The 12,982-nt window shown below is 44.0% G+C and carries 13 protein-coding genes; 2 read left to right on the top strand and 11 right to left on the bottom strand.

Going from position 1 to position 12,982, the window contains the following annotated elements; all coding sequences use genetic code 11:
• Positions 1–8: 8 nt before the first annotated feature.
• The 10 genes from ASG89_RS28220 to rsgA all read right to left on the bottom strand — a co-directional run bounded on the left by ASG89_RS28220 (position 9) and on the right by rsgA (position 7,235).
• On the bottom strand, positions 9–974 hold the full coding sequence (locus tag ASG89_RS28220) for a PhoH family protein (protein WP_057314586.1): 966 nt from the start codon (positions 972–974) through the stop codon (positions 9–11).
• Positions 975–981: 7 nt separating this feature from the next.
• The gene (yqfD, locus tag ASG89_RS28215; RefSeq protein ID WP_057314584.1) at positions 982–2,175 is read right to left on the bottom strand and encodes a sporulation protein YqfD; all 1,194 of its coding nucleotides are present in this window, start codon (positions 2,173–2,175) and stop codon (positions 982–984) included.
• Positions 2,176–2,212: 37 nt separating this feature from the next.
• On the bottom strand, positions 2,213–2,491 hold the full coding sequence (yqfC, locus tag ASG89_RS28210; RefSeq protein ID WP_056609736.1) for a sporulation protein YqfC: 279 nt from the start codon (positions 2,489–2,491) through the stop codon (positions 2,213–2,215).
• Positions 2,492–2,668: 177 nt separating this feature from the next.
• Positions 2,669–3,157 carry a hypothetical protein gene (locus ASG89_RS28205; RefSeq protein ID WP_157276846.1) on the bottom strand — a complete coding sequence of 163 codons (489 nt, stop codon included), beginning with the start codon at positions 3,155–3,157 and terminating at the stop codon, positions 2,669–2,671.
• Positions 3,158–3,160: 3 nt separating this feature from the next.
• A complete protein-coding gene (floA, locus tag ASG89_RS28200; protein ID WP_321166537.1) occupies positions 3,161–4,150 on the bottom strand; it encodes a flotillin-like protein FloA in 990 nt (329 codons plus the stop codon).
• A 14-nt stretch (positions 4,151–4,164) separates the two neighbouring features.
• The gene (locus ASG89_RS28195; protein WP_057314581.1) at positions 4,165–4,830 is read right to left on the bottom strand and encodes an NfeD family protein; all 666 of its coding nucleotides are present in this window, start codon (positions 4,828–4,830) and stop codon (positions 4,165–4,167) included.
• Between the two features lie 159 nt (positions 4,831–4,989).
• Positions 4,990–5,433: a GatB/YqeY domain-containing protein gene (locus tag ASG89_RS28190; protein ID WP_057314579.1), complete on the bottom strand. Its 444-nt coding sequence runs from the start codon at positions 5,431–5,433 to the stop codon at positions 4,990–4,992.
• An 8-nt stretch (positions 5,434–5,441) separates the two neighbouring features.
• Positions 5,442–5,615: a 30S ribosomal protein S21 gene (gene rpsU / locus ASG89_RS28185; RefSeq protein WP_028558020.1), complete on the bottom strand. Its 174-nt coding sequence runs from the start codon at positions 5,613–5,615 to the stop codon at positions 5,442–5,444.
• A gap of 114 nt (positions 5,616–5,729) precedes the next feature.
• Complete coding sequence (locus ASG89_RS28180) at positions 5,730–6,080, bottom strand: histidine triad nucleotide-binding protein (protein WP_057314577.1); 351 nt, start codon at positions 6,078–6,080, stop codon at positions 5,730–5,732.
• Between the two features lie 90 nt (positions 6,081–6,170).
• Complete coding sequence (rsgA, locus tag ASG89_RS28175; RefSeq protein WP_057314575.1) at positions 6,171–7,235, bottom strand: ribosome small subunit-dependent GTPase A; 1,065 nt, start codon at positions 7,233–7,235, stop codon at positions 6,171–6,173.
• 190 nt (positions 7,236–7,425) lie between these two features.
• Here rsgA and ASG89_RS28170 point away from each other — a divergent pair, with 190 nt between their 5' ends.
• Complete coding sequence (locus ASG89_RS28170) at positions 7,426–9,348, top strand: FAD-dependent oxidoreductase (protein WP_057314573.1); 1,923 nt, start codon at positions 7,426–7,428, stop codon at positions 9,346–9,348.
• A gap of 128 nt (positions 9,349–9,476) precedes the next feature.
• On the opposite strand, the gene ASG89_RS28165 is transcribed toward ASG89_RS28170, so the two are convergent.
• Positions 9,477–11,414 carry a stalk domain-containing protein gene (locus ASG89_RS28165; RefSeq protein WP_235549961.1) on the bottom strand — a complete coding sequence of 646 codons (1,938 nt, stop codon included), beginning with the start codon at positions 11,412–11,414 and terminating at the stop codon, positions 9,477–9,479.
• Positions 11,415–11,641: 227 nt separating this feature from the next.
• Here ASG89_RS28165 and ASG89_RS28160 point away from each other — a divergent pair, with 227 nt between their 5' ends.
• Positions 11,642–12,898: a CapA family protein gene (locus ASG89_RS28160; protein ID WP_082593661.1), complete on the top strand. Its 1,257-nt coding sequence runs from the start codon at positions 11,642–11,644 to the stop codon at positions 12,896–12,898.
• The last annotated feature ends 84 nt before the right edge of the window (positions 12,899–12,982 follow it).

Raw genomic sequence — 12,982 nt, 5'->3', positions numbered from 1 at the left:
TAGCCTCGTTACTTATTCATTTCAGCATTATAGGCAACAATGATTTTCTGAACAAGTGAATGACGTACAACGTCACCTTCATCAAAATGAATAAAGCCTAGTTCTTCAATACCACTCAGAATGCGTGAAGCTTCAACCAAACCTGAAGACTTTCCTCTAGGCAAATCAATCTGTGTCACATCACCTGTAATGACCATTTTGGAACCGAAACCAAGCCTCGTTAGGAACATCTTCATTTGCTCTGGCGTCGTGTTCTGTGCCTCATCCAGAATGATAAATGAATCATCCAACGTACGCCCTCTCATATAGGCTAAAGGAGCGATTTCGATGAGTCCGCGCTCTAGTGACTTCGCAACTTGCTCAGGCCCCAGGACGTCGTTAAGAGCATCATACAATGGGCGTAAATACGGGTCAACTTTTTCCTGTAAGTCCCCCGGCAGAAAGCCTAAACTTTCTCCTGCTTCGACAGCTGGACGTGTGAGGACAATGCGTTTCACAGCCCCTTCTTTCAATCGGGTAACTGCAAGAACAACGGCTAAATACGTCTTACCTGTTCCTGCTGGACCAATCCCAAAGACAATATCTTTCTTCTTAATCGTGTCTACATACTTCTTCTGCCCAATCGTTTTGACACGAATCGGCTTTCCTTTATGTGTGGTTGTAATTTCACCTTTGAATAAATCCAACAATTGCTCTGCCTTCATTTGCTTCGCTAACTCCACAGCATAGAGCACATCTCGTTCAGTAACCGTGTAATTATTGCGGATCAACTGCAATAGAACTTCAAAGAGCTGCTGAAGTGAGTTCACTTCCGCAGCCCTGCCTTGAATAGTTATTTCGGCTTCGCGCGTAAAGATTTGAGCTTCAATTTCCCGTTCGATGACATGTAAGAATTTATCCTGCGGACCAAACAAAGCTAGTCCTTCAGTAGGATTTTTCAATGTAATTTTTACAGATTGCGCATTTTCTATCAACAGGGCCTCATTCTCCTTGTGTCACAATTGGTTGTTCTTCCGCAATATTCTCTTCGACCTCAAAATGAACGTCTATATAAATTTTACCATTCTCTGTTTTTTCATGCAAAATTTTTTCTCCGACGATCCTTGCATCCTCGCCTGCAGCCCCTAACAATTTGGCTCTTGCTTGCTCGATACCCACTTTTTTCGCATTCGCCGCTTCCACCGGCTCTTCAACAACATTTACCTCCATAATCTTTTCATGCAGCCAACCTAGAGGAATAGAAAACGAGCGCCAAGCTAGTGTTTTACGTTCAGGCAAGGTTTCGAATTGTTCGAATTCCGTCTTTCCATAACCTGTAAGCTGCAACGCTCTTGAGCCTACTACGAGATAACTTCGATGTTCTGTTTCACCCGTGAAGACTTTATATTGTTTCGTAAGCGGAGCTTCGATTCGGGAGGTATACCAAACCACTCCTCTTATCTTACCATCTGCGACCACTGTTTGACTATTTTGCTCGTCGCCAATGGTACCTGAGATCAAAACAGCCCCTTTGCGAACATAGGTATTCGGTTTAACCATCGGCTTACCTTTTACCGATTGTATTTCCGTTACGAGTGCGCTTTTGGACGCTACGATATTCCGCGGATTTTTCAAAATATCTTTTGAAGGGATTGTTGCTTCAACAACCTTTATTGTGATGTGCGTCCCTCGAATTTCGACGCCAACCCACGCCGCACTAGGCAACTGCTGCTGAATAGCACGAGAGAGATTCTCGGTCTTGTCCAACCTAAATTTCCACTGAAACTTATGTATACCTTGCTTGGCTGCGGCCTGCAAAATGTCAGATGATGCAATACGGTCATTACCATCCACTGTCACTTGCCACACCAATGATGTGAGCACGTAGAGACTAATGATGAAAGCAGCTATGCCGCCAAACAACACTTTCCTTCGTCCAATTTTATCCATAAAAAATGGCAGCCCAAACCGCTCTACCACATGCATTCTGCAGCCTGTCCGTTTCAAAAGCGGCCGAAGTCGGAAGAAATCCTTGATCAGGATGTACAGCTCCAGCTTCCCATCTTTTCCAGCTTGAATATCCCATATGGAGAAGTCCCCCTCCAGCATGGGACGAATCAACCTTTCGCAGTCCTTGCCTCTTATTTGAATGCGTACATAGCCACGCAAACGGGCAATGAATAGGGATTGTTTCATGACTCAACCTCCAGTTCTCATTCGCACTACCACTACATTAAGGCATATATTTCACATGATCGATGATGCCTTCAATGAATACCTCTTCTGAAAGAATCGCTCTAATGACCAATTGTTGGCCGCATACTTCCAGCGTTCCTTTCGCTAACTCCAGCTTCAAAATTTCACTGGAAAAATGCAGTACGCCCCGGTGATTCTCAACATAAAGCTGTACGTTGCCGATCATCGTGATTCGCGGCAAATCCTGTACAACATCTTGGGGAAGATCAAGGATCTTGGCCGTGAACTGGTTCCATTTGCGGGTCAAGCGACGCATAGCTGGGCAGTACCCCCTCTAACTAGAAGATCGAGAATGCAGAAAAGGCGCATAGACTTTCTACCAAATTATGCGACAGAAGCCGCTTTTATGCAGAATAAACGACTGTGCTGTCCTCTTTGAATGGACAAAAAAAACACCCTTTCGCATTTGCAAAAGGGTGCTGCTTACATTTAATCATCTACCATGTGGCTTTTTGGCACGTGGCGGGCCTAAGATCTCTGCCCAAACTACACCTTGTAGAACCTGCTCCCGATTCGGATGATCTGGAAATTGCCTAGCCGATGAGATCTCATCTGCATAAATAGGCGAACTCACTGTCGCTCCACTTTTCGCTGCTTGCGTCGTGAAAGGTGAAGGCTTCTGCTTCTGAGGCGTTGCAGTAGCTTTACTAGATTTACCAAGACCAGACTGATTAAATTCGTCTTGTGCGCGTTCCGAAGAACCAGAAGGAACCTTCTGACTTGGTTGTACCGCCTTCGCTTCTGCAGGCCTTCTAACGTCGCCAGGGCCATCCCCAAAAGTCGGCATGCCTTTTCTTGACGCGTTCTGCTCAACTCGCTTGCGCTTGCTTTGTATTTGATAGAAGAAGGTTAACGCTATAATGACCAAATACCAGTTCTTGAACAAGAATTCGATAAGCTGCTCCAATTGATCACCTCGCAATACCTATTCTTTTTCAGTTTTTCCATCGTTTATTTTACCTAAAGAGGAACGCATTTGAGTATCAGATTCAATATTTTTGAGATTCATATAATCCATGACGCCTAATTGACCATTTCGCAGCGCTTCAGCCATGGCAAGAGGGACTTGTGACTCTGATTCAACAACCTTAGCACGCATTTCAACGACACGCGCTTTCATTTCCTGCTCAGCTGCAACGGCCATTGCGCGGCGTTCCTCAGCTTTCGCTTGTGCAATTCGTTTGTCCGCTTCGGCTTGCTCTGTTTGGAGATGTGCGCCAATATTTTTACCAACATCGACATCCGCAATATCAATCGACAGAATTTCAAAGGCTGTTCCAGCATCCAAGCCCTTGCCTAAGACGGTGCGAGAGATCATATCTGGATTTTCTAATACATCTTTATGAGATTCGCTGGAACCTACGGTTGTTACGATCCCCTCTCCGACCCGAGCAATAATCGTTTCTTCACCAGCTCCGCCTACGAGTCGATCTATATTCGCACGAACCGTAACCCTCGCGATAACCTTTACCTCAATTCCGTTTTTCGCTACAGCTGAAACATTCGGTGTTTCGATTACGCGTGGATTTACACTCATTTGAACAGCTAACAACACATCACGCCCCGCCAAATCAATGGCTGCCGCGCGCTCAAACTCCAAATGAATTTTGGCACGATGTGCAGCAATTAATGCGTTCACAACACGGTCTACATTACCACCTGCTAGGTAGTGACTTTCCAATTGATTCACACTAAGATCAATACCCGCTTTCGTTGCTTTAATCATCGGATTCACAATGCGACTTGGTGTAACCCGACGGAGTCTCATTGCAATCAAAGTAATGATGCTAATTCTTACACCGGAAGCTAATGCGGAAATCCATAGCATGACAGGAACAACACTGAGCAAAATCGATAGCACGATAATAATAATCGCTGCAAGCAGCACCAAATATAAACCAGGTTCAATCGTCATTTGTTTGTTTCCTCCTACTTATTAAATTGGTCATCCACTTCTTTCACTACAACACGAACACCTTCAACTTCCACAACGATAATTGCTTTATGAACTGAAATAAAACTACCATGCGTTACTACATCAACACGTTCTCCTTCAATCAATGCCGTACCTGCAGGTCGCAACGGCGTTATTGCCTCACCGGTCAAGCCAACTAAATTAGATCGATCCGGGCTCGATGTAAAGCCCTTGCTTGTTGTTAGCTGCTCCTTCAGTATGAAACGGTTCCAAACGCCGCGATGTTTAAATGTCCTAATAGCTGCAATGATTACCACAATAGCGACTAGCAAGGCAATAATTAACATAAACCCAGCTTCCTTAGGATCTGAAGAAGCCATTATCACGCCGCCAAATAGGCAAATTGCCCCTAGAACACTTAGAATACCGAAACTCGGCACAACCAATTCTAAAATCAACAGAACCAAACCTAGTCCCAAAACGGCTAAATCGCCAAAACTCGCAAAGCCAGCTAAATAAAAACCTAAGAAATATAAACCAAATCCAGCAACCCCCGCCAAAGCCAGCAATCCACTACTGAAAAATAGCAGTTCAAGGGCAATCCCAATTATCCCAACCATCAATAATACAGTACCTGTCACAGGGTGAGTCAGAAACGCGGATAGATTATCAAGAAACATCGTCGTTCACTCCTTCCCTTCAAACTTCCTTCTCAATAGGTATGTACGTAATAACTTATGAACTGTTTCGGAAATTAGTAGAAATATTGAAAAGCACAGCTATGTAGAAAAAAGACCAAATGGAATCATCCACTTGGTCTTCACGAAACATATTTGGTATTAACCTAATAATTGTTGAACTAACTGATTGATAAGTTTACCATCAGCGCGTCCTTTAACCTGAGGCATCAATGCCGTCATCACTTTGCCCATATCCGCTTTGGAAGAAGCACCAATTTGCTGGATGGTCTGCTGTACAATGGCTTTCACTTCTTCCTCAGAAAGCTGTTGCGGCATGTACTCAGCTAGAATAACAAGTTCCGCACTCAGGTTGTCGGCTAGATCGTCACGACCTGCCTTGGTAAATTCTTGGAGGGAATCCTTACGCTGTTTGATCTCACGAGTTAGAACATCAAGCACTTCATTGTCGTCTAAGGGTCTTTTCAGATCAATCTCAGAATTCTTAATCGTAGAACGTACCATTCGAATTACAGAGAGCTTAAACTTGTCCTGACTCTTCATCGCTTGTTTCATATCTTCGTTCAATCGATCGCTTAAGCTCATGTTGCCTCCTAGAACTTTCTTTTACGAGCAGCCTCTGATTTAAGCTTACGCTTAACGCTAGGCTTGTCATAATGCTTACGTTTCTTAACTTCTGCAAGAACGCCATCCTTAGCGATGGAACGCTTAAAGCGACGAAGTGCAGCATCTATAGTTTCGTTCTTACGAACTCGAGTTTCTGACAACAGTTTTCCCTCCCTCCGAACAGACCATCTAAGACAAAACGGTTCATCAAATCTCATTATAGGTGATAGTAATTAGGGTGTCAATCGCAAAACTGATCTTTCCTACTAGAAAGATTAGTTATGGACCCCAAGCGGTGCCAATCTAGCTCCCGCCATCAAATGATAATGCAAATGGTGAACGATTTGACCAGCGTTTGCTCCAATGTTCGTGATCACACGATAACCGGATTCTTCTACTTCTAACTCTCTAGCAATCTGTGCAGCCACACGCTGCATTTGACCCACAACTTCCCAGTCTTCCGGTTGTCCTGCCGATAGAGAAGCAAAGTGTTTCTTCGGAATGATAAGGACGTGAATTGGTGCTGCTGGTTGAATATCATGAAAAGCTAGAATTTGATCATCTTCATAGACTTTCTTAGAGGGAAGATCCCCAGCAATGATTTTACAAAAAATACAATCACTCATTGATCCATTCGTCCTTCCGATATTGTTATCCTACTTACTTATAAGTTTATCGGAAAGCGTTCAAAAAATCCAATCCAAATAATCTCGGAATTAGCGATGAGGCTGGCTTTTGAGGGATTGATGGATCTTCTTCCATTTTGCTTTCTCCGCTGCTTGAAGTCCTTTATCTTCTTTGCGAGCCAAATAAGCCAGTTCCTTCTGTAATTTCACATAATTCTGAAAACGCTCCGCGGACAAAGCTCCCGAATCTAGCGCGGATTTCACCGCACACTTCGGTTCATTCTCGTGTTTGCAATCTTGAAAGAAGCATTGCTCCGCAAATTCCTCAATATCCTGGAAGGATGTATTCAGACCCTCCGAAGCGCTCCAAAGCTGCAGTTCTCTCATCCCTGGGGTATCGATTAGAATACCGCCATCTGGCAGCAGAATCAGCTCGCGGTGCGTTGTCGTATGCTTTCCTTTGTCATCCCCAGATCGAATATCCCCTGTGTTTAGAATATCTCTGCCATAAATACGGTTCACCAAGGTTGATTTCCCTACCCCTGACGACCCCAGCAGCGCCACCGTCTGACCGCGAGTCATATAAGCAGCAAGTTCCTCTAATCCTCGATTTTCGGCAGAGCTAATAATATGAATCGGTACGCCAATGGCAACAGCAGCCACTTCAGCTGCTAACTCATCTGGGTTCGCACAAAGATCAGACTTACTTAATACGATGACTGGGTTAGCACCGCTCTCCCAAGCTAGGACTAAGTAGCGCTCAATTCGGCGAACATTAAAATCTTGATTTAAAGCGTTCACCAGAAAGACGGTATCTACATTAGTTGCTACAATTTGTTCTTCCGTGACTTGACCAGCCACTTTGCGGGAAAACTTACTTCGACGAGGAAGCACGGCATGAATCACAGCACGCTGCTCACTTTCTCGAAGTGATATCACTACCCAATCCCCTACCGCAGGATAATCCTCGCGCCGTAGGGCTTGGTGACGCATTTTGCCAGAAACTTCAGCTAGCACTTCGCCAACTTCCGTCTGAACGCGATACATATGTTTATGTTCTAAGGAGACGCGGCCTGCGACAAATCCTTCTTCGTTAAGAAAGGGTTCAAATGCTTTTTCGAAACTTACATGCCATCCTAAATCTGCTTTATTCAAGTCAATCTTTCATCCTCTCATGCTGATCTAATGTGAAGTATATACCGAACTGATAAGCCTCACACGGGAAAGAATGATTTAGATTATTTAATCCGCGGATCCAATTTGACACCGGTCAATTCACTTGTAGACTATTAGTCTATTTTTGCATATAATAAGTGTAAACGGATCGTTTGAATGGAGTGAGCGGATGAGTCAATTCATGAGAGCCTCGACTCGCAAAAAGCGTGATGTGATGATGGAAGTCGCCCTAGCGATGTTCATGGAGAAAGGCTACGAAAATGTTTCTGTCGATGATATCATTGCAGCAACTAGCACCTCCAAAGGAACCTTTTATCATTATTTCAAAAGTAAGGATGCCATTATTTCAGCGTTATACAGTAAACAAACTCATCTGATTCAGGAGTGGGTGAAACAGCCTCCTTCGAAGGTACAATCGCTGGAAGGACATATTAATCGACTATTTCTAGACTTAGCGTCGAATATTCAAATGTCACCTAGACTCATTCGTAGTTTGCAGGCACTATCTTTACAAAATGATACGGTGAAATTAGAAGAATTACAGCAATTGAAAGTCTTAACCGAAAGCTTGATGCACTGGCTCCCGGAGCCTAAAAAGATTGAACTGCTTGTATGCATGTATACCGGAACAATTCTCACATGGTGCAATCAAGATGATGCCGACTTACTCTCCATGATGAAAAATAACTTAGCCTGGCTTTGGATAGGTCTTCGTTCGGAAGAACCTTACGCATCGTTGCAAGTAGAACCCGTCCCCAAGGAGGAAAAGCGAATGAAAGTAGCCATTATCGGCGGAGGTCTTGCCGGACTTACAGCAGCCGCATATTTATCTGAAAATCCACACGTAGAAGGTATTCTTTTTGAGCGTAGTCCACAGTTAGGAGGGCGCGCATTTACGTATGAGAAAGCTGGCTTCACGCTCAACTACGGCGCGCACGCCATCTACGGAATTGATCGTCATACCTTGACTACGATGGAGCGAGAACTTGGGCTATCCTTCTCCTCTAAACAAGTAGATAAGCGCAAAGTCGTCTACGCGAAGCATAATCAACTTACAACCGCGCCGCTGGATGCCATTAACCTCCTCAAAACAGATCTGCTAAGCACGATTCAAAAAGTTCGCTTTGTAGGCGAAATCGCGGCCATTATCGCTAATATTCACAATATTAAAAATTATGCTACCTTGGCCGATTATCTTGCCGAATCTAACGCAGATGAAGATGTTAAAGAGCTATGGGAGCATTTGGTTTGCTCCAACTTCTTCATTACGCCTGAGGATGCTCGCAACGTGTCCGGTGCTGTGATTAGCGAGTATTATCACAACTTATTCTTGTCTAGTAAACCAGTTAACTATGTCTTGGGCAGCTGGGCTGTTATCACAAATCAGCTAAAACAAAAGATGACCACTTCCGGGAAATGGGAAATTGCCTTACAGGAAGGTGTCGATGGGCTTCGTTATGAGGATCGCAAATTTGTATTAAAAACGAAAACGCGTGAAATGGCGTTTGATAAAGTAATCTTCGCAATGCCGGTTCAACAAGTAGTAAAACTACTCAAAGGTTCTGCATGGGAACCATTCTTAGCACCATACGAATCCAACACAGCAACCGAAGTTATGGTTTATGACATTGGATTAAGCCGTGTCGTCGCTAGACCATTTAGTTATATCAGTGACATGGATAATAAACTATTCATCAGCGATGTTTCTGCCACGGATCATACCCTGGTACCAGAAGGTGGTCAATTGCTGCAAGGTATCGCTTACCTAAGTGATAAGTTCGATAACGACGAGGAACGCAAAACCTATTTGGACAATAAAACCTCTCAAATGGAAGCCCTATTCGACAGGCATTACCCAGGCTGGCGTGATGTCACTGCAGTTAAGCGTGTCTCGAAGAAAGCAATGGTTTCCAGTGTGAAGAACATTGCGACCAACCGACTTTTGCCTACTCGCGTGGAAAATATTCCTTTCTACTTCTGCGGAGACGGCTGTACGGGTAAAGGCGAGCTTGCAGAACGCGCATTCTCGAGTGCACGCAGCGTGGCATTATCTATCGTACAGGAAGTGGAACAAGCTCTACAGCATGCATAAACTCGTTAAAAGAGCCAAAATTAACGGTTACACCGTCCTTATGTGAAACATATTAATTCTATATTTTAACAAACAAAAAGCTGTTCAAGATCTGACGTGTTGTCAGAAATTGAAACAGCTTTTTTGCTTTATTTGGTGGTAATGGACACCGTTCTAGATGCTCCATCCCAATTGACAATACCACCAAAGGTTTCACCTACGAACCTAGCAGGTGCAAGTGTGTAGCCATTTACGAGTCTGGCTGGTTCTTCCAACTCCATCGGCTTGCCATTTACATAGACTGTTCGTTGATCAAGTGTCAGCTTCACGGTTGTACTGCCTTTGGTCGCCGTAACTGATCGTGTTGAAGCTTCATAGTCCACTTTGGCTCCCATAGCTTCAAAAATGGCACGAAGTGGCGTAAAGGTCGAGCCATTGACAATCACAGGAGCTTGTTCAAATTGCTGTACAGTACCATTGATATTCACTGAAACTTGTGATGAAATGCCAAACGTACGAAATGCCACTTGTTGACCGGATTCATTGAAGATACGGAGCTGCAAAACGGAGCCTTCTGGCACCTCGCCAGCTTTGAGATCTAGCCCGTACGGCAAACTCGATTGGGTAGCAATAACTGTACCATTTAGGAGATACTCCACTTTACCGATGTATACCTCAGGTATTTTGATAAAAGGAATAATCCTCGTTTGCTTCGTAAATGCTTGATGGTCGGCATTTATGGGCACATAACCTACACGGTCCGCTGGTTTTGCTGCATCCTTCACTTCAGAAAGAAGATAGGGATTAGCAATCAGCTTACTGTAATAACTTTGAATATCAGAAGAAGTAGATAACGAGTAATCGTTCTTCGCATTATTCATTTGCTGATCCACATTAAAATACGTAATTGCCTTCAATCTCGGATATTTGTAAGGCATAATTTCATACAAACGTTGCAGATTTAACTTCGCCCATTCCGTGTAATCTTCGTCAGCCGAATGCGAATAATGCGGAACACCTGTCTCACTCAGCATCAAAGGTTTCCGATCCGCATAGGTGTTGTACAATCTTGTAAGTCTTTCTACGTTGCTTGTCGCAAGCATGGAAGGAAGTGAAGGATCTCCATTTTCGTAAGGCTCAATGTATAAGCTGACTCCAACCCAGTCCACATACGCATCACCTGGATAGTAAGGATCGATATCATTCGCCGGTACATCTCCCGGGCTCCACACCATAGCCACGTTAGGCGCGTCTGTCGCAAACACATCATGAAGCATTCTAAACTTCGCAATATATTGCGCAGGATTCCCATGCCATTTCACCCAAGCGCCATTCATTTCCCCTGCAAATCGTAAAAAGATTGGAATTCCAGCAGCTTTCGCTTCTTTCGCCCAGCTCCGTAAATAAGCTCCATCCGTAACTGGATCTAGTCCATCATCTGGCTCCCAAGCGATTTGCAAGGCACCGCCAGCGTCTTTGGCGCGCTTCGCATAGGTAGATGGAAAACCTTGTCCCCAGTGCGCATAAGCTAAGTAAATCGCATGCTTTTTGCCGTAGACGGATTGCATCTTGGTAAATGTATTACCGACTTTAGGATCCTGCTCGGAATACATGCCTAAATATGTCCCGTATGCAGGTTCAAACTTAGCCAAACGCGAGTTGACTGATTGCGAACGCTCCTGAACAATGCTCTCGGTATTTTCTTCCCGATACAACTCAACAGTTGTCCGAATTTGATCAGCACGCTGCAATTTAACTGCGCCCCAATCCTTGCCTGCATTCACCCAATATTGATTTTCCTGCTCATAATAACGAATCGCTTGATCATAATCACCGATATCATCAAAATACTTGTCTAATTTGCCACTGAAAAGAGCCGCATTCTCCCAGTCCCCTGCACTCGCATAGTAGTCAGCCAGATATATCCAATGGGGTACGGCAGCTTTGGAATTTCCAGATGCTTGAAACGAATCTGCTTGTTTCCAGTGATCCCATATGACATCCGCACGTGCTGGTGCAGGAGACCCCGCCAAACCAGCTGTAAGAATACCAACAGCCAGTGATAGAATTCCTAATCTTTTATTCATTTTCAAATGATACAGACTCCCTTTCATGTTGTTCTAGATTAATCGCTTCTACTTGATACGTTATGAGACGCGGAAAGTAGCAAAATACTCAAAAAAATTACATAATCCCCCTACATATCAGACAGAATTGACTCAAATTTTATGATTTCAACACGACGGTTCGATCCCTTTTGCAATTAGCCATTGTTAAAATATAGAAAAAATGAGTGTGAAAGGGTTTGCTTGGCATGAAAAATAAAGGGGCAGCTATCCTGTTGGCCGTTAGTATGAGTTCGCTATTTATTGGGTGTGAAGCCTCCCTCAACCCCTTGTCCAATGGAATGAAATCTATTCCAATTGAATCAAGTTCAACTGTGGTTACGCAGGATTTAAACAACCAACGCTTTTCGGAGTCTTTACCCACAGAGAAGGTGACAGGATCATATGAAGCGATTAGTTCTAAACCTCTATCTGATTTAAGCACCATCAGTGGTGACATTACATCAAATGTCGTATATGTACAACCAGCGCCAAGCAATCAAGAAAAGCTGGAACCCTTGCATATTCTGTACGCTGGCGATGCGATGTTCGATTGGTCAGTCAAAGAGGCGATTAATCGATACGGCCCTGATTATCCCTTCTCACATATTCAATCCGAAATCCAACAAGCTGATTACTCTTTCGTCAATCTTGAAACGGCAGTAACTCTGGAGAACGAAAAGGATACGAATCAGATCTACAATTTCAAATCGAATCCTGAATCCCTTACTGGTCTGAAAAATGCTGGTTTCGATATGGTATCCGTTGCCAATAATCATTCCATGGATTTCTTGCAGAAGGGTTTTCTCGACACACTTACCCATTTAGATAAGGCTGGCCTGCTTTATGTGGGTGGTGGTCTGAATGTACAAGAGGCTTACCAAGCAAAGAGCGTGAATCTGAAGGGTAAAACAGTGAAATTCCTTGCTTTCTCGCGGTTCATCCCAACAGGTGATTGGTTTGCAGGCAAGAACAAGCCTGGTATTGCTCAGGCATATGATCGAAAGCCTGTGTTCGAGGCGATCGCTCGGGAACGCGAGGGTGCCGATTATGTTCTCATCTATCTCCATTGGGGGGTAGAGATGAATAATCGCCCAGAGGCTTGGCAGCGCGAATTCGCCAAACAAATGATAGATGCAGGTGCAGATGCCATCATCGGGAGCCATGTGCACGTGCTGCAAGGATTTGAGTATTACAAAGGCAAGCCTATTGCGTACTCGATCGGTAATTTCCTATTCCCTGACTACGTAACGGGTCCCAAAGCGGACACGGGACTACTCCATTTGAAGCTCGATGAAGAGCAAATCGAAATGTCGTTTCAACCTTTTTACATTGAAAAAAATCAGATCGTTCCAAAAGGCACAGCCTATGCAGATAAGCAATTGGCTTATTTGAAATCAATTTCTTATGGAGTGACGCTCGAGGGGCAGACGGTTCGGCCAGATATCGAGATTGCTAGTAGGTGATTGTCATTTGGAAGTATGTACAAGGAATTACATAAGTTTTTCACGCTGTAAACAAGGATATTGATTATCTCGTTTTAAGCGGAA

Source organism: Paenibacillus sp. Soil766 (assembly GCF_001428105.1).
Classification (GTDB): domain Bacteria; phylum Bacillota; class Bacilli; order Paenibacillales; family NBRC-103111; genus Paenibacillus_E.
Note: the sequence above shows the minus strand (reverse complement) of the source record. Positions and strands in the feature narration are given on the sequence as shown.